At 54.2% G+C, this 20,698-nt stretch carries 21 protein-coding genes; 8 read left to right on the plus strand and 13 right to left on the minus strand.

From position 1 onward, the window contains the following. Positions 1 to 2: 2 nt before the first annotated feature. Positions 3 to 752, plus strand: a complete 750-nt coding sequence (gene rsmJ / locus DFO57_RS19560; protein WP_041455812.1) for a 16S rRNA (guanine(1516)-N(2))-methyltransferase RsmJ — start codon at positions 3 to 5, stop codon at positions 750 to 752. A gap of 53 nt (positions 753 to 805) precedes the next feature. Here the strand turns inward: rsmJ and uspA are convergent, their stop codons facing one another. Further along, complete coding sequence (gene uspA / locus DFO57_RS19565; RefSeq protein WP_014604808.1) at positions 806 to 1,243, minus strand: universal stress protein UspA; 438 nt, start codon at positions 1,241 to 1,243, stop codon at positions 806 to 808. 423 nt (positions 1,244 to 1,666) lie between these two features. On the opposite strand from uspA, the gene uspB reads away from it, so the two are divergent. Next, entirely contained in the window at positions 1,667 to 2,002 is a 336-nt protein-coding gene (gene uspB / locus DFO57_RS19570) for a universal stress protein UspB (protein ID WP_014604809.1), read from the plus strand. 36 nt (positions 2,003 to 2,038) lie between these two features. Here uspB and pitA read toward each other — a convergent pair whose 3' ends face one another. Next, the gene (gene pitA, locus DFO57_RS19575; RefSeq protein ID WP_128574381.1) at positions 2,039 to 3,541 is read right to left on the minus strand and encodes an inorganic phosphate transporter PitA; all 1,503 of its coding nucleotides are present in this window, start codon (positions 3,539 to 3,541) and stop codon (positions 2,039 to 2,041) included. Positions 3,542 to 3,783: 242 nt separating this feature from the next. Between pitA and DFO57_RS19580 the strand changes: the two genes are divergently transcribed. Continuing rightward, positions 3,784 to 4,968, plus strand: coding sequence for an NAD(P)/FAD-dependent oxidoreductase (locus DFO57_RS19580; RefSeq protein WP_014604810.1), 1,185 nt, complete (start codon positions 3,784 to 3,786; stop codon positions 4,966 to 4,968). A gap of 21 nt (positions 4,969 to 4,989) precedes the next feature. Here the strand turns inward: DFO57_RS19580 and DFO57_RS19585 are convergent, their stop codons facing one another. The 8 genes from DFO57_RS19585 to DFO57_RS19620 all read right to left on the minus strand — a co-directional run bounded on the left by DFO57_RS19585 (position 4,990) and on the right by DFO57_RS19620 (position 13,242). After that, positions 4,990 to 6,240, minus strand: coding sequence for a D-amino acid dehydrogenase (locus tag DFO57_RS19585; protein WP_110015619.1), 1,251 nt, complete (start codon positions 6,238 to 6,240; stop codon positions 4,990 to 4,992). A 73-nt stretch (positions 6,241 to 6,313) separates the two neighbouring features. Beyond that, entirely contained in the window at positions 6,314 to 7,264 is a 951-nt protein-coding gene (locus tag DFO57_RS19590; RefSeq protein WP_072138373.1) for an ABC transporter ATP-binding protein, read from the minus strand. Then, complete coding sequence (locus DFO57_RS19595) at positions 7,257 to 8,243, minus strand: ABC transporter ATP-binding protein (protein ID WP_013027597.1); 987 nt, start codon at positions 8,241 to 8,243, stop codon at positions 7,257 to 7,259. The genes DFO57_RS19590 and DFO57_RS19595 overlap by 8 nt, the downstream gene beginning before the upstream one ends. Then, positions 8,243 to 9,136, minus strand: a complete 894-nt coding sequence (gene ddpC / locus DFO57_RS19600) for a D,D-dipeptide ABC transporter permease (RefSeq protein WP_110015620.1) — start codon at positions 9,134 to 9,136, stop codon at positions 8,243 to 8,245. The genes DFO57_RS19595 and ddpC overlap by 1 nt, the downstream gene beginning before the upstream one ends. A 3-nt stretch (positions 9,137 to 9,139) precedes the next feature. Further along, positions 9,140 to 10,156: an ABC transporter permease gene (locus tag DFO57_RS19605; RefSeq protein ID WP_029569247.1), complete on the minus strand. Its 1,017-nt coding sequence runs from the start codon at positions 10,154 to 10,156 to the stop codon at positions 9,140 to 9,142. A gap of 54 nt (positions 10,157 to 10,210) precedes the next feature. Next, the gene (locus tag DFO57_RS19610) at positions 10,211 to 11,776 is read right to left on the minus strand and encodes an ABC transporter substrate-binding protein (RefSeq protein ID WP_064372849.1); all 1,566 of its coding nucleotides are present in this window, start codon (positions 11,774 to 11,776) and stop codon (positions 10,211 to 10,213) included. Beyond that, positions 11,773 to 12,357 (minus strand): D-alanyl-D-alanine dipeptidase, encoded by a 585-nt coding sequence (ddpX, locus tag DFO57_RS19615; protein WP_019106364.1) that lies wholly within the window; start codon positions 12,355 to 12,357, stop codon positions 11,773 to 11,775. Before ddpX ends, DFO57_RS19610 begins: the two co-directional genes overlap by 4 nt. A gap of 18 nt (positions 12,358 to 12,375) precedes the next feature. Then, on the minus strand, positions 12,376 to 13,242 hold the full coding sequence (locus tag DFO57_RS19620) for a MurR/RpiR family transcriptional regulator (RefSeq protein ID WP_014594820.1): 867 nt from the start codon (positions 13,240 to 13,242) through the stop codon (positions 12,376 to 12,378). A 632-nt stretch (positions 13,243 to 13,874) separates the two neighbouring features. On the opposite strand from DFO57_RS19620, the gene DFO57_RS22940 reads away from it, so the two are divergent. The 4 genes from DFO57_RS22940 to DFO57_RS19640 all read left to right on the plus strand — a co-directional run bounded on the left by DFO57_RS22940 (position 13,875) and on the right by DFO57_RS19640 (position 16,492). Next, positions 13,875 to 14,072, plus strand: coding sequence for a hypothetical protein (locus tag DFO57_RS22940; RefSeq protein WP_013027591.1), 198 nt, complete (start codon positions 13,875 to 13,877; stop codon positions 14,070 to 14,072). Position 14,073: 1 nt separating this feature from the next. Beyond that, positions 14,074 to 14,895 carry a hypothetical protein gene (locus tag DFO57_RS19630; protein WP_110015621.1) on the plus strand — a complete coding sequence of 274 codons (822 nt, stop codon included), beginning with the start codon at positions 14,074 to 14,076 and terminating at the stop codon, positions 14,893 to 14,895. Positions 14,896 to 15,028: 133 nt separating this feature from the next. After that, positions 15,029 to 15,709: an SDR family oxidoreductase gene (locus DFO57_RS19635; protein ID WP_019106367.1), complete on the plus strand. Its 681-nt coding sequence runs from the start codon at positions 15,029 to 15,031 to the stop codon at positions 15,707 to 15,709. 123 nt (positions 15,710 to 15,832) lie between these two features. Next, the gene (locus DFO57_RS19640) at positions 15,833 to 16,492 is read left to right on the plus strand and encodes an epoxyqueuosine reductase QueH (RefSeq protein WP_014594818.1); all 660 of its coding nucleotides are present in this window, start codon (positions 15,833 to 15,835) and stop codon (positions 16,490 to 16,492) included. A 16-nt stretch (positions 16,493 to 16,508) separates the two neighbouring features. On the opposite strand, the gene DFO57_RS19645 is transcribed toward DFO57_RS19640, so the two are convergent. The 3 genes from DFO57_RS19645 to proP all read right to left on the minus strand — a co-directional run bounded on the left by DFO57_RS19645 (position 16,509) and on the right by proP (position 19,873). Further along, positions 16,509 to 16,973, minus strand: a complete 465-nt coding sequence (locus DFO57_RS19645) for a helix-turn-helix domain-containing protein (protein ID WP_013027587.1) — start codon at positions 16,971 to 16,973, stop codon at positions 16,509 to 16,511. Positions 16,974 to 17,260: 287 nt separating this feature from the next. After that, the gene (gene hemB / locus DFO57_RS19650) at positions 17,261 to 18,238 is read right to left on the minus strand and encodes a porphobilinogen synthase (RefSeq protein WP_014594817.1); all 978 of its coding nucleotides are present in this window, start codon (positions 18,236 to 18,238) and stop codon (positions 17,261 to 17,263) included. A gap of 129 nt (positions 18,239 to 18,367) precedes the next feature. Next, positions 18,368 to 19,873, minus strand: a complete 1,506-nt coding sequence (gene proP, locus DFO57_RS19655) for a glycine betaine/L-proline transporter ProP (RefSeq protein WP_013027585.1) — start codon at positions 19,871 to 19,873, stop codon at positions 18,368 to 18,370. A 492-nt stretch (positions 19,874 to 20,365) separates the two neighbouring features. Here proP and DFO57_RS19660 point away from each other — a divergent pair, with 492 nt between their 5' ends. Then, complete coding sequence (locus DFO57_RS19660; protein WP_022622532.1) at positions 20,366 to 20,686, plus strand: hypothetical protein; 321 nt, start codon at positions 20,366 to 20,368, stop codon at positions 20,684 to 20,686. Positions 20,687 to 20,698 lie beyond the last annotated feature (12 nt).

Genomic DNA, 20,698 nt, shown 5'->3' on the forward strand with positions numbered 1-20,698 from the left:
ACGTGAAAATCTGTTTGCTTGATGAGACAGGCGCCGGTGACGGCGCCTTACCTGTTTTAGCCGCACGCTGGCAACTGACGCACTGTGATGACGCCGCGCTGGCGCTGGTGAAGACCGCCACACATCTTGAACTGCGCAAACGGGATGAGCCCAAACTGGGGGGCATCTTTGTGGATTTCGCCTCCGGTGCCCTGGCACATCGACGTCGTTTTGGCGGTGGCCGCGGTGAAGCCGTCGCGAAGGCAGTGGGGATAAAAGGGACCTACCTGCCCAATGTGGTGGACGCCACCGCCGGATTAGGACGGGATGCCTTTGTGCTGGCCGCGCTGGGCTGTCGGGTTCGCATGCTGGAGCGCCATCCGGTGGTGGCCGCACTGCTGGAGGACGGGCTGACGCGTGGCTATGAAGATGCAGAAATTGGCGGCTGGCTGCGCGAACGCCTGACGCTGATTCATGCTTCCAGCATTCAGGCTCTGACCGATATTACCCCGCAGCCGGACGTGGTATATCTCGATCCTATGTATCCCCATCGGCAAAAAAGCGCCATGGTAAAAAAAGAGATGCGGGTCTTTCAGTCGCTGGTGGGGGCGGATGAAGATGCCGACGCACTGCTGGCACCGGCTCGCCGTCTGGCAAAGAAACGTATTGTGGTGAAGCGTCCCGACTACGCGCCACCGCTGGCCGGTGTTGCCACGCAGTCTGCGGTGGTCACCAAAAGCCACCGCTTCGATATCTATCCGCCTCTGTCTTAATCGTGGTTTCAAGCCGGTCGGCACCTCAGTCGCACCGGCTTAACGCTCGCGAATTATTCATCCTCTTCGTCACGCAGCGGCACAATCAGCATGTCGATGTGCACGGTATTGATCAACTGGCGGGCAGACGACATCAGCTTGCTCCAGAAGTCCTGATGATGACCGCACACCACCATGTCCACATCGTATTTCTTAATCGCATCCACCAGCACCTGCCCCAGGTCGCCACTGCCGCTCAGGGTTTCGGTGATAGGGTAGCCCGCGGCATCGGACAGGCTTTTTAGCGCCAGATGCGTTTCCTCAGAAATACGCTTTTGCATATCTCCCAGGTTGACATCAATCAGGCCGGTGTAGAGATCCGAGTAATTAACATCGACATGAATCAGCGAGATTTTTGCGTCGTAAGGGCGCGCGAGTGAGACAGCTTTATCCACTAACAACTGGCTTTCTGGCGAAAGATCGACTGCAATCAGGATATGTTTATAAGCCATGATATTACTCCTTCCACGAGATTCAGAATGGCAGCGGTTTCCAGACGCGTCACAGTTGCGAAATCCATTGCGCGAACGGGCGATGAGCGCCACCGAGATGATTAATGTACAGCACAGGCGATGATGTTGTTATACCTGAAAGTATAGCCCTGTGTGTTAACAAATGCTTCTGAAGCCGCCTGGGTTGTGAATAAGATCAATGATGAACGATTTTTACTCGTATAAAACGAAAATCCTCGCTGGTAAAAAATTGAACATTTCTCCTAAACTGGAAAAAGCAGCCTGCGTCACACGGTTGCTACTTTTCTGATGATTCAAAATAAAACTACAAATCGCTTTACGGGGTTGTTGGCTAATTCTGCAGGGACTGTTCAACAGGGTGCGCGCTCAGCACCCTGCTGCGGTGCCGGTAAGGAGGATGACATGATCAGCACTATCGCGCTTTTTTGGGCTCTTTGTGTGGTATGTATTGTGAATATGGCGCGCTATTTCTCATCGCTGCGTGCGCTGTTGGTGGTTCTGCGTGGCTGTGATCCGCTGCTTTATCAGTATGTTGATGGCGCGGGGTTTTTCACATCCCATGGTCAGCCCGGCAAGCAGGTGCGGCTGGTGCGTTACATCTGGGCAAGGCGCTATCTTGATCATCATGACGACGAATTCATTCGCCGGTGTGAGCGGGTGAGAGGTCTGTTTATCTTAACCAGTTCACTGTGTGGATTGGTGATTATCAGCCTGATTGCGCTGGCAATCTGGCATTAAAAAGGGCGACCGAAGTCGCCCTGGTATGCCGCCGAATCAGATGAGTTTCAGCGCTATCCAGTAGAGCGAACCCGACAACAAAATACAGACCGGCAGGGTAAATACCCACGCCATGGCGATGTTTTTGATGGTTTTGCTCTGCAAGCCGCCGCCGTCAACCAGCATGGTGCCGGCAACGGAAGAAGAGAGGATATGCGTGGTGGAGACCGGCATGCCGGTGTAGCTGGCGATGCCTATCGACACGGCTGCCGTCACCTGCGCAGACATGCCCTGCGCATAGGTCATGCCCTTCTTACCAATTTTCTCACCGATGGTGGTGGCCACGCGACGCCAGCCGATCATGGTGCCGACGCCTAATGCCAGCGCAACCGCCATGATGATCCATACCGGCGCGTACTCAATGGTGTTCAACAGATCGCCTTTGAGCTTGCCCAGGAAACGTTTATCGTCTGGAGAGGTTTCCGGCAGCTTCGCCGCTTTATCGGCGGTGTCGGAAATACACAGCAGCAGGCGACGCATCTGACTACGCTGCTCGACGGACAGATCGCTGTAGCTTTGCAGGTTATTCAGCAGCAACTGAGCACGTTGCACGGCCTGCAGCGCACGAGCACTGTCGCAATGAAACTCTGTCGATGATACCGGCGCCACTTCTTCCGGGGTGGGCAGCTTAGGCGGCGCCATCTCGATGATGTGGTTCAGTGAGGCCTGGTGCTGTTGATAATACTGCTCAAGATGATTGACCGCATCCCGTGTACGCGTAATGTCGTAACCCGATGCGTTCATATTCACCACGAAGCCGGCTGGCGCAACGCCTATCAGAACCAGCATGATCAGGCCAATGCCTTTCTGCCCGTCGTTCGCACCGTGTGAATAACTGACACCAATGGCGGAGATAATCAGTGCCGTGCGCGTCCAGAAAGGCGGTTTTTTCTTGCCATCAATCTTCTCGCGATCGGCGGGCGTCATATGAATACGCGCACGCTTTTTGGTGTTACTCCAGTAACGGCGGAGAAGAAAAATTAGGCTGCCCGCAATCACCAGTCCGACAATAGGGGAAAGAATCAGAGACAGGAAAATATTCAGCACTTTCGGGATGTTAAGCGCATCAACGACCGATGTGCCGCTCATCAACGCGTTCGTCAGGCCAATGCCGATAATCGCGCCGATTAAGGTATGGGAACTGGACGCGGGCAGGCCCAAATACCAGGTACCCAGGTTCCAGATAATCGCCGCCAGCAGCATGGAAAAGACCATGGCGAGACCGTGGGCCGATCCGACATTCAGCAGCAGATCGGTAGGCAGCATATGCACGATAGCGTAAGCCACGCTTAATCCGCCGAGCAATACACCAAAGAAGTTGAAGACGCCTGCCATTAAAACGGCAAGCTGCGCCCGCATGGCACGGGTGTAGATGACCGTCGCAACCGCGTTGGCCGTATCATGAAAGCCGTTAATTGCTTCGTAAAACAATACAAACAGCAGAGCAAGTATCAGTAACAGGCCGGTGCTAAGATCGAGACCAGCAAACAGATGTAGCATAGACGTTACGCCATTTTTGGAGGACATGAACGCGGCGCATTATCCGCGACAACATGCTGTCTGGGAAAGGAAAATATAGTCATGATTTGGACTAAAAGTGTCAATTAACCCGGTGAACAGATACAAAAGCTTTAAAAATTAGCTGGTTACATTGTGACATATTTACGGCAAAATTTTGACACTGGCATCCACAGGAGCAGATCACTACAATCTGCCCCTCTCTTACCAGGTGGGCAAAAGCAGTGGAACAGTTTGACGTTATCGTAATTGGGGCAGGCGCTGCCGGGCTTTTTTGTGCTGCGCAGGCCGGACAGCGTGGTCGCCGCGTATTACTGCTGGATAACGGCAAGAAGCCGGGACGCAAGATTTTGATGTCGGGCGGTGGGCGCTGCAATTTCACCAATCTCTACACTGAACCGGCCGCCTACCTGTCGAATAATCCCCACTTTTGTAAGTCGGCCCTCGCGCGCTATACCCAATGGGATTTTATCGATCTGGTGAATCGCCACGGTATCGCCTGGCATGAGAAAACCCTGGGGCAGCTGTTTTGCGATGATTCTGCCCAGCAGGTGGTCGATTTATTAATGGCCGAATGTGACAAAGGTGGTGTCACCGTTCGGCTGCGCAGCGAAATACTTAGCGTAACCCGGGATGATGCGGGCTACAGCCTGCAGCTCAACGGCAGCGCGGTTCAGGCTGAGAAGCTGGTCATTGCCAGTGGCGGCCTTTCCATGCCGGGCCTGGGTGCATCACCGTTTGGCTATAAAATTGCTGAGCAGTTTGGGCTGAAGGTGCTGCCCACGCGCGCGGCGCTGGTGCCCTTTACCTTACATAAACCACTCCTGGAACAGTTGCAGACGCTGTCAGGCGTTGCGCTGGATACGACCATTGCGGCAAAAGACGGCACCCTGTTCAAAGAGGCGATGTTGTTCACCCACCGCGGCCTGTCCGGCCCGGCAGTGTTGCAGATTTCCAGCTACTGGCAGCCGGGCGAATACCTCACTGTGGACCTCTCTCCGGCCACCCGTCTTGAGGATTTCCTGACGATTCAACGTGAGGCGCATCCGAATCTGAGCCTGAAAAACAGCCTGGCGAAAATTCTGCCCAAGCGCCTGGTGGAGGTCCTACAGGATATGAACGTCGTGCCGGATGTGACGCTGAAGCAACTTAACCGCAAGCAGCAAACAGAGCTGGTGCAGACGCTGCATGGCTGGCAGGTTCAGCCTAACGGCACCGAAGGTTATCGCACCGCCGAAGTGACCCTCGGTGGCGTTGATACTACTCAACTGTCATCGAAGACAATGGAAGCGCGGGACGTACCGGGGCTGTATTTTATCGGTGAGGTGGTGGACGTGACCGGCTGGCTCGGCGGCTATAATTTCCAGTGGGCCTGGAGTTCGGCCTGGGCCTGTGCCCAGGCGCTGTAAGGTCGCCATCTCGCCCTGCACTCAGGCATAACGCGAAACCGCATAGTCCGCATGGGCAATCTCGGGCGGTTTGCCTGAAATCACATCACTCAACAGCTGGCCGGAGCCGCAGGCCATCGTCCAGCCCAGCGTACCGTGGCCGGTATTCAGCCACAGGTTGCTGAAATGTGTATGGCCGACGATGGGCGTGCCGTCAGGCGTCATGGGACGTAACCCGGTCCAGAAGGTTGCCTGCTCAACGCGACCGCCACGGGGATAAAGGTCGTTCACTACCATTTCGAGTGTTTGCCGTCTGGCAGGCAGCAGGGTGTTGCTGTATCCCACAATTTCCGCCATACCGCCCACGCGAATGCGATCATCAAAGCGCGTAATGGCAATTTTGTAGGTTTCATCCAGCACCGTGGACACCGGCGCGGCTGACGCATCGGCAATGGGGATCGTCAGCGAGTAGCCTTTGAGTGGGTAAACCGGAACAGACATGAGTGGCCGGAGTAATGGCGTGGAGTACGAACCCAGCGCCATGACGTATCCGTCCGCCGTCAGCGTTTTGCTGCCACAGGTCATACCGCTGATCCTGTCTCCCTGTGTCAGCAGCGCATCCACGGTTGTGTTAAAGCGAAAGTCGACGCCCGCCTCGCGCGCCATTGCCGCAAGCCGCTGGGTAAATAACTGGCAATCGCCGGTTTCGTCATTAGGCAGTCGCAGCCCGCCGGTCAGCTTATGCTTAACCGCCGCCAGCGCCGGTTCAACCTCGGCCAGTTGTGAGGCTTCCAGCAGTTGATAAGGAACGCCGGCGTCCTGCAACACGGCGATATCGCGTGCCGCATTGTCAAACTGCTGAGCGGTGCGAAACAGCTGCAGCGTGCCGCCCTGACGCCCTTCATATTCAATGCCCGTGCTGGCCCGCAGTGCTCTGATGCAGTCCCGGCTGTACTCTGCCAGCCTGACCATTCTGGCCTTATTTTCGGCGTAACTCTGCGGATTGCAGTTTTTCAGCATTTGCATCATCCAGGCAAGCTGAAAACGTGAGCCATCCGGGCGCACGGAAAGGGGAGCATGACGCTGTACCATCCATTTCACCGCCTTTAAGGGAACGCCCGGCGCGGCCCAGGGCGCGGCATAGCCTGGGGAAATTTGCCCGGCATTGGCCGCGCTGGTGCCTAATGCCGGACCGGCTTCTTTATCAATCACGGTCACCTGATGTCCGGCCTGCTGCAGATACCAGGCGGTTGTTACGCCCACGACACCACTGCCGAGTACAATAATTTTCATGTTGATCGTTATCCTGCATGCGTTATCGCTCAATGGCGCAGGCGTTGCCTGGGCCATCTGTTCTCGTTGTGGCTTATGCCTGACCCCGGTTTTGTGCCTGCCAGCATCGCACCGCGCTGCCTTTTTCCTGCGACAGAAGTAACTGAGGCGCCTCGCAGCCGCTGGTGGCTTGCGGACAGCGGTCGCGGAAATAGCATCCCGTTGGCAGGTGGCGGTTACCCGGTAGCTCGGTGTTCAGCGGCGCGCCATCCAACACTGCGCCGATGCGCGGCACGGACGCCATCAGTAGCTGGGTATAAGGATGTTGCGGGGCGTCAAGGACGCGCTGTGTTTCACCCAGCTCCACAATTTGTCCCAGATACATGACTGCAACGCGATCGCTCATATGGCGCACGACCGACACGTTGTGCGATATCAGGATATAGGTCAGGTTTTGCTGTTTTTGCAGTTCTACCAGCAGATTCAGAATCTGCGCCTGAACAGAAATATCCAGTGCCGAGGTCGGTTCATCCAGCACGATAATATCGGGCTGCGATGACAGGGCCCGGGCAATCGCGATGCGCTGACGCTGGCCGCCGGAAAACGCATGCGGCGGACGGTCCAGATATTCGGGGCGAATACCGACCTGGTGAGCCAGTGATTCCGCCAACGCGCGCCGCGTTTTTTCTGAAGCACGCGACTGAATCCACACCGGCTCGGTGATAATGCGCCAGACGGGCAGGCGGGGGTCGAGTGAAGAGAGCGGATCCTGAAACACCATTTGCATGCGACGTCCCCGGTTATCGGCAGGCGCTGTTGCCAGTTCGAGCTGGCCTGAGGTTGGGCTGAGCATGCCCATCAACAGTTTCGCCAGGGTGCTTTTTCCACAGCCGGATTCGCCAACAATCCCCAGCGTTTCTCCCTGTCTGACCTCCATATCCAGGCCATTCAGCGCATGGACCTGTTCCATGACTTTGCCGCGCCAGTTCTTTTTGGCCGGGAAGGTGACATGTACGTTTTGCAGCGTAAGCAGAGCGTCAGACATGCTGCGCCTCCTGTTGTGGATACCAGCAGGCAACCTGCTGCGCGGCGTTGTCGGTAGTATGCAAGCGCGGCGTGGTGGTGCAGCGTTCTCCTGCCGCAAAACAGCGATCGCGAAAGGCACAGCCTGCGGGTAAACAGGCCAGATTAGGCACGGTGCCGGAAATGGATGCCAGCGGAGCACGCGGTTCAATCGCGTCAGGCGAGCAGGCCAGCAGACCAATGGAATAGGGATGGCGTGGTGAACGCAGCACGGTTTCAGTGACGCCGCTTTCAATGACGGACCCGGCATACATAACGTAGATCCGATCGCACAGCTGTGAAACCACAGCCATATCGTGACTGATAAACAGCACGGCGGTGCCGGTCGCTTCGGCTTTTTGTTTCAACAGGCGCAGTACCTGCCGCTGAACGGTAACATCCAGTGCGGTCGTGGGTTCATCCGCAATCAGCAGGTCTGGCTCACAGGAAAAGGCCAGGGCAATCATGACGCGCTGACGCATTCCGCCTGACAGTTCAAAGGGATAGCGCTCCATAACGTTCTTCGCATCCGCAATTTGCATATCGCCCAGCAGCGTAAGCGCCCGGGCTTTTGCCTCACGGACAGACAGAGGACGATGCTGTCTGATCACATCGACCATCTGTTTGCCAATGCGGCGGGTCGGATTCAGCGCGGTCATGGGCTCCTGAAAAATCATGGCAACACGATTGCCGCGCATTTTGCGCATGTCCACTTCACTGGCGGCGAGGACATCCTGACCCGCCAGCTCCAGCCTGCCGCCTTTGATGTGATAGCTGTGTTCCGGAATGAGCCGCATCGCCAGCATGGCGGTGACGGATTTCCCCGAACCTGATTCGCCGACAACGCCCACAATCTCGCCGCGATTGATGTGCATTGATACGCTATTCAGCACGTTCACCTCTCCCTGATAAACCGGGAAGCTGAGACGTAAATCCTCGATCGTCAGAATTCTTTCTTGCATCAGTTACGTCCTCCCGCTTTGGGGTCCAGCAGGTCCTGGATGCCATCGCCAAACAGATTGAATCCCACCGCTGTGATCAAAATCGCGGCCCCGGGAAAGGTGCAGTACCACCACTGGTCAAGAACATAGTTACGTCCGTTAGCCACCATTGCCCCCCATTCCGCCGTCGGTTGCTGAGCGCCCAGCCCGATAAAACCCAACGTGGCCGCCATCAAAATGGCGCTGCCAATATCCAGGGAGGCCTGCACCACCAAGGGCGGCAGAGCATTGCGCAGGATATGCCAGCTAATCAGGTGCCAGCGCGAAGCACCGAACGTTTTTGCCGCTTCAACAAAGGTATGCTGTTTGACGATTAACGTCTGACCGCGCGCCAGCCGGACATAGAAAGGGATGCGCACAATGGCGATAGCCAGCATGGCGTTGAACAGGCTCGGCCCCAGCGCGGCAGCCAGCGCCATGGTCAGTACCAGAGAAGGAATAGACAGCATGATGTCCATCAGGCGCATAATTATCGCATCGCTGCGGCCACCTAATACGCCGGACAGACAGCCCAGTAACGAGCCGCTTATGCCTGCCAGCAGCACGACCGCCAGCCCTGCCGCGATCGACTGCTGGCTCCCCACCAGGACACGGCTGAACAGATCCCGCCCCACCTCATCAGTCCCGAACCAGTGCGCGGCACTGGGTGGCTGGAGGCGATCGGTCAGGCTAATGGCGTTGGGATCGTGCGGCACAATCCACGGTGAAAACACCATTAATCCCAGCATCAGCGTGATGATGGCGGCACCCAACAGGGTCAGAGGGCTTTTACTTAGCATCCACAGGCGGCGTTTCCAGGCGAACAGGCTGGGTTTTACCTGACGCACGGCGGGCTGCTCTTGCGTTATCATCATGTTCTACGCTCCCCGACCCATTCGCGGGTCAATCCACAGATAAAGAAGATCCACGAACAGGTTTACCAGCACGTAAGCAAAGGAAACCACGATGGCGAAGCCCATCACCGCCGGGAAATCAAGCGCCTGAATAGAAGACACCACATACGCGCCCATACCTGGCCAGGCAAACACGGTTTCGGTTAATACTGCACCATACAGCAGGTCGCCTAATGCCAGGCCCAGTACGGTTACGGAGGGAATCAGGGCATTGGGCAGGGCATAGCGCACGACGATAGTCCATTTCGGCAGCCCGCTGGCCAGCGCGGTACGAATATAGTCTTCGCTCAACTGCTCCAGCATGGCCGAGCGAATCTGGCGCGCCACAATGCCAAGGTGAACAAAGGCCAGGGTGGTGGCAGGCAGGATCAGATGCTGAAGCGCATTAAAGAAGACTTCGATGTTGCCTTCCAGCAGGGCATCGATCAGATAGAAGCCGGTAACGCGCGCAGGGGGATCGAGCCAGTCATCCAGCCGTCCGCCGCCGGGCAGCAGGTTTAACTTGCCATAGAACAGCACGATCGCCCCCAGGCCCAGCCAGAAGGCCGGTGTGGAAATCCCGGTCAGCGCCAGCAGACGAACCAGATGATCGAGCCAGCGGTTACGATACACCGCAGAGAGCACGCCCAGCGGCACGCCAACGAGCAGGGCGATGGTCAGGGCACAAAAGGCCAGTTCCAGAGTCGCGGGAAAAAACGCCCGCAGATCGTCCAGGACCGGGCGACCTGTCCGGATAGAGGTGCCCAGGTCGCCATGTAACAGCTGCTCCACATAACGGATAAATTGTTGCCATAACGGTAAATCCAGCCCCAACTGCTGACGGATGTGCTGGACGATTTCATCACTGGCGCGGTCGCCCGCCAGCAGCCTGGCAGGATCCCCGGGAATAAGATGCGAAATAATAAATGTAATGACGCAGACGCCGGCGACCACCAACAGCAGTCCCCAGCTACGCTGTCTTAATAAACTCCAGTAACTCATCATGTCTTCCTCAGCAGGGCCAGGCAGGCCCTGCATGAACGGGCGTGAGCGGTGTTATTCTTTATGCATGGTGGCGATGTTAAATATTTGCTCGAGCATCGGGTTAAACACGTAGCCTTTAACCGATTTGTTCATCGCAACCTGATAATTTTTCTGGAATAAGTAAACGTAAGCTGCATCGTTAATCACGATATTTTGCGCTTGCTGGTAATCTGCAGTCCGCTCAGCCTGATTCGTGGTCGATACCGCTTTTTTCAGCAGCGCATCGACTTCAGGGTTGGAATAAAAGGAGCGGTTACCCGGCAGGCCTTTTTTGTCTGACGCAAACCAGTAATTCATAAACATGTAGGGATCGGCGAAGTCCGGGCTCCAGTTACCAATCGCGATGTCATAGTCTGCTTTACCGATGCGCTCACGCATGGTGGCGTTGGCCAGTTTTTCCAGCTTCACATTGATGCCAATAGCCTGAAGGTTGGCCTGCATCGACAGGGCAATCGGCTCCCAGTTGGGATCGTTGTCAGAATAGAGGAACGACAGCGACTGCGGTTTAGTGGCCACTTTATCCATCTCCGCTTTGGCTTTCGCAAGATTAAAGCTGTACTGCATGGCCTTGGCATCGTAGCCCCACATGCCTTCCGGAATCGGTCCACGCATCTGTTTACCGTTGCCGCCCAGAATGCCCTGCACCATTCCCTGATAATCGGTGGCCCAGGAGATCGCTCTGCGCAAATCGGGCTGGTTCAGAGGCGGTTTACTGTTGTTGAGATAGAGATAGGTCACGCGCAGAGCGGGATAATCCCGCACTGCCACCTCATTTTGCTTTTTCAGGGCGGCAAACTGGTCCATCGGCAGGGCATCCGCAATGTCCACATCACCTTTTGCCAGCTGCAGGCGTCGGGCCGAACTTTCACTGATAATCTTTACGGACACGCGCTTAAAGGCAGGCTTAGGTCCGGAGAAATGTGGATTCGGCACCAGCACGAGCTGCTGACCTTTCTGCCAGCGCTGCAGCATGTAGGCGCCAGAGCCCGCGGTATGGTCGGCCAGATAACTGCGCGCGTCGTCAGCGGCATTCGCTTTCAGCACGGCAGGGTTGATGATGGAAGCGCCGTCGTTAGCGAGAGTGTAAAGGAAAGGCGCAAACGGCGTCTTCAGTGTGAAGCGCACGGTAAGCGGGTCCACGACCTCAACGTTGAGATCGGACGGGAACGCTTCTGAAGGCCCCTGCTTAATGCGCAGCAGGCGCTCAAACGACAGCTTAACGGCCTCCGCGTTAACGGCTGACCCATCCGCAAACGCGGCGCCGGGACGTAATTTAAACGTCCACACCTTTCCGTCCTCGCTGCTCTGCCAGCTTTCTGCCAGATCGCCTTCAACGTCTGTCGAACCCTTCCCGTCCTCGGTTTTGTATTTGATCAATCGTTGGTAGGCAGGATAGGTAACGGTCCAGTCGTTATTATCGATAGTCACGGCAGGATCAAGCGTCTGGGGATCGGCAGCTTTACCTATCACCAACATGTCTTTGGGAACCGCCGCCAGGACGGATGTCGTGGTGGCAGCAAGGGTCATGGCCAGTAACAAAGGGCGAAAATAGCCGGGTGTTGTGTGCGTCATTTTCATGGTAATACTCCGTCAGTCTGGGCTGGGGATATGCAGGTAAAAACATCATTGAGCAGCGGATAACGGGCCGCTTCCGGTAATTCGAAATGCCACCATTCCGTGGCAATGCCAGTGAAGCCGCCGCCAAACATCACGGCATTAAGCAGCAGCCTGTTACGTTGAGCCGTTAGCGGTACGTCGGGATGATAGGGATGGGACAACGCCTGCATTTCATCGAATCCGGTACCCATATCCAGGATCTGACCTTCGGCATCGACCAGCGTGACGTCAATGGCGGTACCACGACTATGGTTGGATCCTTGCGATAAAGGCACCACGTAATTCTGATCGGGGCAGGCGTGCCACAGCAGCTCCTGGGCTTTTTGCGGGCGATAGGCATCTAGCACCAGCAGACTCAATCCGGCCACTTTTGCGATAGCGATGCTTTTCGCCAGCGCGCTGACCGCATCGGGGTGCAGCAGACAGCGGGCGACGCTGTAGATGGGCTTTCCTGTGATGTTATCGGCGGTGGCATATTTCAGGTCGATAGTGAGCGCGGGAAAGGCCGCTGCAATATCGACCAACTCTGTTTCCTGCATCATGCTGTAATCCCTGTTTTGTTAATGTTCAAACTGGCCAAATTCCTGCTGCAACAGTCGGTTCTGTGCCAGACGCTCAGAAAGCGCCGGGCCAAGTCGTTCCACGATGGCAGACAGCAGCAGGTTGAAAAGGCAACTGATGGGCGCAAGAGAGTCCCAGAAATTGGCGGTATCCGTTTTTACCTGAAGCAGATCAACCGGGTAATCACGCGCCCATGGGCACCAGATATCGGTGACGAGCGCCATCGCGACCTTGCGCTCGGTGGCAATCCGGCAAAACTGCCTTGCTACAGTGGAATAGGCCCGGGTATCGGTAAGAATGACGTAAGGCCTTGAAGACTCGGAATTCAGCGACTCCAGCCAGCTGCCTGAGCTGCCATCGGCGTAGGTAACGCGCGGGCGCAAATATTCCAGATGACTGAAAAAGGTGTTGGCAATGCCGCGTGTAGACTGAATACCCAGCACGATGACCGTGTCGGCATCCGCGATTTGCTGGCTGATATGGCGGAAAGTATCCGTTTGGGCCAGCTGATAGACATAGCGAATGGCATCCAGCTCCATCTGCAGGGACTGGCTGGACAGGTCGGGCAGGGTGCGTTGCTGCTCCCAGGAATCAAGACGGTCAATAACCCCCCATTGCTTGTAGGGCGTATTGGGGACGTCGCGCAGCAGGTTTTTCACATCATCAAGGTTTTTAAATCCCAGCTTACGCAGGTAACGTCCTACGGTTATACCGCTGGTACCGGTCGCCTGGGCGATGCTGTCAGCCGTTTCAAACGGAATTTGCTCGGGATGACTTAACAGCCACGAACTAATCCGCTTTTCGCTTGGCGTTTGCAGGCTAAAAGCGGCTTCGATTTTTTTGAACAGGGCTTCGTTCGCGCTCATGTTGTCCTCAATGTTACCTGGCTGTCATTGCCCGCTGCGTTGTTAGTCAGGTAACAAGCACAATGCATGCCATATTTCTGAGGTGTATGAAAATAAGCGGCACGTCAGAGGATTCAGTAAAGGGAGTGAGAGGAGTGAATAGCCCGTCCATCAATCTGGCGCAATTAGGGTGCAACATATTTGAAACCTGCATCACATTGGGGCAACAAAATCGGCGGGAAATGTGATGCAGGTGAAGAAAACGGTTCAGCACGGCGCGGACCCGGTCAGCGCGGTTACGGCCGTTGCGCTACGAGGTCTGAGGACAAGGCCTGAGTGGCCTGAACGATGCGGAGACATTACTCGTCATGCTGAGGGCCAGCCAGAGACGATCGGTTTTTCAGGTCGCGTTTTGAACCCCAGGGAGTGAGGTAAAGCAAAAATCAGCGGTGGCCGCGAAGGGGAAAATTCAGCGTTAAAATAACCTGTTTCTGGCGTGATTTTTTAAAAACGGCGGCCTTTTGCATGCAGAAAAAATTATGGCTGATTACCGCTTCGCTAAAGTGACTTTTAAGAATGTTTACCGGCAATAAAATGGCAGTAAACACGATTCAGTCACATACTTGCTTTTTTGACTCGTTAAGTGACACATCATGATTAGCTTCGTTCGTTCTTTGTTCGCCAGCCCGGATAAATTCCTGCAGATAATGAGCCGCCAGGACATAAACGACTCCATTGCGGATGGTGAGCGCATAATTATTGATGAAAATGGCAATGCTGCCGTCAATATTCTCAGTGATGAAGTAAAGGAAGATTTTAATCGGCACGTCAATACCTTAAAGGGAGTTTGAGGTGGGAACCGCAATTTTTATGGTACTGATGGTGAGTGGTTATTGGTACACCAGCCGGGATCTGTCCAGCCGTTTCAAAATGCGTCGTTCTTCAGGATGGGATGTCTATTTTCTTGTCGCACTTTACGGCTGTATTTTTGTACTGCAGGGCGTTTTCGTCACCGCCCTTATCTGGTTTATCTTGTTTATTATTTCAAGCGTTTCCAATTTCCTGTATGCGTTTCCTGGCGATCATTTGCAACTGCAAATGAAGTTCATGAACTGGAGTTTTCTCGGTATTCAGGCCCCAGTGGTAATCATGCTGGGCTTTGCCATCCTCTTCTGTCTCTACCGGTCAAACTGGGCAGGCAGCGCACAACTGAACGTGTCAGGTCGCAAAGATCTTTATCAGAAGCTTTCACGATCCAATGGTGTTGAACAGATGCTGTTCCAGTGCATGGAAGAAGGAGAGCTGGCGTGGATCACCTTAAAATCCCGTCGTATTTATATCGGCATGGTACACGCTGCCACCTTTGAATATGAGCGCACGGCCAATATCGTGCTCATCCCGATGCTGAGCGGCTACCGCGACAGCCATACGCTGAAACTGTCGGTCGAGCATAACTACAGCAGTTGGTATGCCGAGCACGACATCACACTGGATTCTGAGCCGAAAAACGCGATGGCATTTCGAAAAGTCATCATGGTGGATCAGATTGAAAGCTTCTCACTGTTTGATCCCGCCAGCGCAACGGCACTGTCAATGGGCGAAGACCATCCGCAGAGCGTTGAGAAAAGTCGTGAAGGTGACCATTCATCCCCGCCAGACCAGCTAATTGAATAATACAGCAACACCTCTGTTCGTAAGTATTCACTGCCCCATCAATGCTTTCTGAATGCAAAATAGCATTGATGATGCAGTGTGTTTGCCAATACGTATCTACGCTGTTTACTGCGTTCATCAACGAGGAAACTCTATGGCTTATCAAGGCAAAGCGTTAGTGATTGGTGCATCACGTGGCATAGGACTGGCGGTCGTCAAGGCGTTTGCGGCCAACAACTGGCAGGTCACGGCAACCCATCGCAGTGATGTTCCCCCACAGGGAGAAATCCCGCAGGTTGACTGGCGTCGGCTCGATATGACGCAGACCGAGGCGGTCAAGCAATTTGCGGTTGGGCTGAGCGGGCAGCCTTTTGACGCGATTCTGATCAACGCCGGCATTTACGGGCCTGCGCATCAGAAGCTGTCAGAGAGCAACGATGCTGAGCTAATCCAGCTGTTTATGACCAATGCCGTTGCGCCGATACGAACCGCAGAAATTTTGCTGCCGTTACTGAACCAGCAACACGGCGTACTGGCGTTAACCTCATCTCAACTTGCCAGCCTGAATGAGAATCGACATGCAGAAGCGCCACTTTACTCAGCCAGCAAAGCGGCTCTTAATATGCTCACGCGCTCGCTGGCCAGACCGGTGGCCGCGCAAAACGGCACGCTACTAACCCTGCATCCCGGCTGGGTCAAAACGGATATGGGAGGCGATGCGGCACCGCTCACGCCTGAAGAAAGCGCCAATGGGATTGTCACGCAGTTAACCGCCAGTCGGGGACGTGGCGGCCACCACTATCTGGACTACGCGGGCAAAACGCTTCAGTGGTGAGGTAAAGGTTGCAGCAACGCTGACGGGCTGACAGGGATAATGGCAGCCCGTCAGCGTGAAATTTTGCAACATCCACGCCCCGGCATTACACTGCGCTTTTGATTACATTGATTGAAGGTGCTTATGTCTCAGCCCTACGAGCGACAACCGCTACCCTTACCGGGCGGCCATAAAAAAGTGCTGTTGCACTCCTGCTGCGCGCCCTGTTCGGGAGAAGTCATGGAGGCGATGCTGGCATCCGGCATTGAATACACCATCTATTTCTATAATCCGAACATCCATCCGCTTAAAGAGTATGAGCTGCGCAAAGACGAAAATATCCGCTTTGCCGAAAAGTTTGGCGTGCCGTTTGTCGATGCGGACTACGATCGTGACGACTGGTTTAAACGTGCCAAAGGGATGGAGTGGGAACCGGAGCGCGGTGAGCGCTGCACCATGTGCTTCGATATGCGTTTCGAGCGCACGGCGCTGTACGCCCATGAAAATGGTTTCCCGGTGATCACAAGTTCACTGGGGATTTCCCGCTGGAAGAACATGCAGCAAATTAACGACTGCGGCGTCCGTGCTGCCGCACATTATCCCGATCTGTCCTACTGGGAATTCAACTGGCGTAAAGGCGGCGGATCGGCACGCATGATTGAAATCAGTAAGCGTGAGAGTTTTTATCAGCAGGAATATTGCGGTTGTGTTTACTCCCTACGGGATACCAATCGTCATCGCGTTGCCAGTGGTCGCGAGCGGATCCAGATTGGCGTACAGTACTATAAGCCTGATGATAACTAGTTTTTTGCTGCCACGGTTAAAGCAAGCGGACTAAATGACCAACCCCGAAGGTTTCGTTTATTCCGCTAAATAACTTCTTTTTTGGGGGGTTTTCAGCCTTACTACATACGCTGCAAGGATGGGCGTTGCTGTCGGTAACGTTCAGTCGCTGGCTTTTACGGCATACGCTAGGCGTACAGCCCATCATCTGCTTGAAGGAGCGGGTAAAAGACTGCTGACTTTCAAAGTGGTATTTAACCGCCAGGCTGATAATGGGCGCATGGCTGTATTTTAAATCATTAATACAGGCAATTAATTTCTTTCTACGGATGTAATGGGCCAGCGTTTCATTATGATAACGGGAAAATAACTTTTGTAGATACCATTTTGAATAACCCGCCTTTTCAGCAATGTCGTCAATGCTTAAGCGCTGGTCCAGATTCTTATTAATCCAGTCAGTAACAGAAATAATCACGCTCTCATTGTATTTGTTCTCATTCATAACACCCCCTTAAATTTCGAAGGTGATTGTAAATTATCCTGTGTTTCTCAAAACATTACATGCGTAAAGATTCTTAAGGAAGTGAATGGTTATTTCCTGCGATGTGGAAGTAAAGGCTAAAAGATTATATTACGTTGCGATTTGTGTATTATTTGTTTACTGAATAGAGGGCATAATGAGTGATGTGATTAATTCACGCCAATAAGCATCGCGTTCATTTCCCCGTTTACCGGACAGGAATAACGCCTTCTGCGAGGGTGCAGGCACCGTCGCAGAAGGGCCATGGCTCAGAGCAGGTTGTTCTCGGCCAACTCAAGTGCAAAATAGCTGAAAATCAAATCTGCGCCAGCCCGCTTGATCGCGCCAAGGCTTTCGAGCACGACATTACGCTCATCGATGGCGCCCGCCTGGGCTGCGAATTTAATCATCGCGTACTCACCACTAACCTGATAGGCCGCCAGCGGAAGTTCGGTGCGCTCGCGGATATCGCGCAGAATGTCCAGATAGGCTCCGGCCGGTTTAACCATCAGTGCATCGGCACCTTCAGCCGCGTCAATTAGCGACTCGCGAATAGCCTCACGACGGTTCATCGGGTTCATCTGATAGGTTTTACGATCGCCTTTCAGGGCCGTACCTGCCGCTTCCCGGAAGGGGCCATAGAAGGATGATGCAAACTTGGTGGAATAAGACATGATCGCTGTCTGGGTAAAGCCTGCGGCGTCCAGCGCCTGGCGTATCGCCTGAACCTGGCCATCCATTGCGGCAGAAGGCGCGATAAAGTCGGCCCCCGCCGCCGCCGCCACAACGGCCTGCTTGCCCAGATTGATCAGGGTGGCATCGTTATCGACGCCGTGGTCACACAGCACGCCACAGTGGCCATGGCTGGTGTATTCGCAGAAGCAGGTATCCGACATCACGATCATTTCAGGCACGGTGTCTTTGCAGATTTTCGACATACGCGCCACCAGGCCGTTTTCATTCCACGCATCGCTGCCGGTCGCGTCGGTATGATGGGAAATCCCGAAGGTCATGACCGAGCGAATGCCCGCCTTAGCGATACGTTCAATTTCATAGGCAAGACGTTTTTCAGGAATACGTCTTACGCCAGGCATGGCCTGAATATCTTTATAGTCATCAACACCTTCCTCAACAAAAATGGGCAGGGCCAAATCGTTCAGGCTAAGGCTGGACTCCTGAAACATTGCACGCATTGACGCGCTGGCGCGCAATCTTCTGGGACGTTGGGTAAGGGAAAAATCAGACATAGACACTCACGTAGCCAGTTTAAATAAGACGCACAGTCTACTCCGATTAGGTGCAGGCGATGAAGGTTTGTGTGCGGTGTGCAGAGGCAGCAAAAGATTCTCCCGCCTCAGGGGCGGGAGAGAGGGGCGTTACTCGTTGATATTTGGGTGCTGTTCAACCAGATTTTTACGTTTGGCTTCCAGGCGGGCCATCTCGGCGTCGATATCTTCGATTTTCTGCTCGATGTTATCGTGATGCTCCTGCAGAATTTCGCGCGCTTCTTCCATGTCAGAGGCGGCGGGAGTTGCACCTTTCAGGGGCTTATTCGCCGTCTCTTTCATGTAGAGGCCGGTAATCAGGCCAATGACTGCAACCACCATCAGATAGTAAGCGGGCATATAAAGGTTATTGGTCGATTCTACCAGCCAGGCCGCTAACGTTGGCGTCAGGCCTGCAATCAGTACCGATATGTTGAAGGCGCTGGCTAATGCACTGTAGCGAATGTGCGTCGGGAACATAGCAGGCAGTGACGAAGCCATCACGCCGGTAAAGGCATTAAGGATAACGGCCAGCAGCAACAACCCAGCGAAAATCATTCCCAGCATGCCACTGTTGATCATCATGAAGGCCGGAATGGCGAAGATCATCAGGGCGATACTGCCGATAATCACAAACGGACGACGGCCAAAGCGGTCGCTCAGCAGCCCCATCACGGGCTGGACAAACAGCATGCCCATCATGATGGCGATGATAATCAGCACGCCATGATCTTCAGAGTAGTGCAGGTTGTGCGACAGGTAACTTGGCATGTAGGTCAGCAACATGTAATAGGTCACGTTGGTTGCAATAACCAGACCGATACAGGCTAGCAGGCTACGCCAGTGTTTCGTGGCGATTTCTTTGAAAGAGACTTTCGGACCGTCACGCAGGCCTTCGCGATCGCCTTGTTCCAGTTTGTCGACGTGCTGCTGGAACGCGGGGGTTTCTTCCAGGGCATGGCGCAAATACAGGCCAATAATACCCAGTGGCAGGGCCAGGAAGAACGGAAGACGCCATCCCCACGCAAGGAAGTTCTCTTCGCCGATGATGGTAGAGATTAAGACGACGACGCCCGCGCCCAGCACGAAGCCGGCGATAGAACCGAAGTCCAGCCAGCTTCCCATAAAGCCGCGCTTACGGTCAGGCGAATACTCGGCCACAAAGATAGAGGCACCGGTATATTCCCCACCGACTGAGAAGCCCTGGGCCATTTTGGCCAACAGTAGCAGAACCGGCGCCCAGATGCCAATGGAGGCATAGGAGGGAATCAGGCCGATACAGAAGGTACTGACCGACATAATGACGATGGTAATCGACAGGATTTTCTGACGACCATATTTATCCCCCAGCATGCCGAAAAACAGGCCGCCTAAAGGACGAATCAGGAAAGGAACGGAGAAGGTTGCCAGTGCGGCAATCATTTGAATCCCTGGAGAGGCATCCGGAAAAAACACCTTACCTAAGGCATAAGCCACAAAGCCATAAACACCAAAATCAAACCACTCCATGGCGTTACCCAAAGAGGCGGCGGTAATGGCTTTACGTAAACGGGAATCATCAATGATGGTGACATCATCTATCCCAATCGGTTTTACACGCTTCCTACGCAATTTCATAGAATTACCCTGTAATGGAACATGAAAGTCCTCAACGGCGCGAACCGAAAACAGCGTTCAGACCGCTGCGTTGAGGAAATTTAAGCATAGCCGTAAAACAGCATTATCTGTCGATCCATCAAAACAACAAATACTGTTGTTATCTGATTTATCGGCCGCAGAGTATAACGTTTTTGTGTGATATTTGTCATGTTTGACCTGAAAACGAACAATTTTACCGGTGGTTTATAGCCGCCCCTGAAGCGAAAAAAAGTCAGGTTCTGCGCGCGTTTGCGTGTTAAGTGAGCGCTGCGGTTTGAGTTCACTCAGCCGTCTGGCTTAAAGCTATTAATAAAGATTAAGGATTGGGCGGGTTAAGGTTTGAGGCTTGCCTATCAGAACGCCTTCGGCAATACTCTTTCACCTTGATTTGGAGGAAGAATGTCAAGGAAAACACCCCTTACTTGCCAGAGCCCTTGGGTGGCGCAGATAGATAGTGTAGAAAGAAAATTAATGAATTCTTCTGAGGTGCCCACGGCTTCCCGGCCTCCTGAGGCGCAGCTCAGTTCTGGATGGCTTAGCTGCCGCACGAAATACTGGATCGACCGCCTGGCTCAATTGAGCGAAGCACTACAAACATCGACCGTGACAGGTAAGCAACGCTCGGAATACGAGGAGTGCCAGCAACTGTTGCAGCAGTCGATGCCTACGCTGCAACGGCTGAATCAGCGCGCCAGTGCGCCTGTTGAGCACGTCATTCAACAGGAAGAGGCCATTGCGGTGGCAATGCGGGCGGCGAGTAAGCAGCGTGCAGCACAGCGAAAAGCGCGTTGATTTAGCGTTTCT

Source organism: Pantoea sp. AG702, assembly GCF_003182295.1.
Lineage (GTDB): Bacteria > Pseudomonadota > Gammaproteobacteria > Enterobacterales > Enterobacteriaceae > Pantoea > Pantoea ananatis.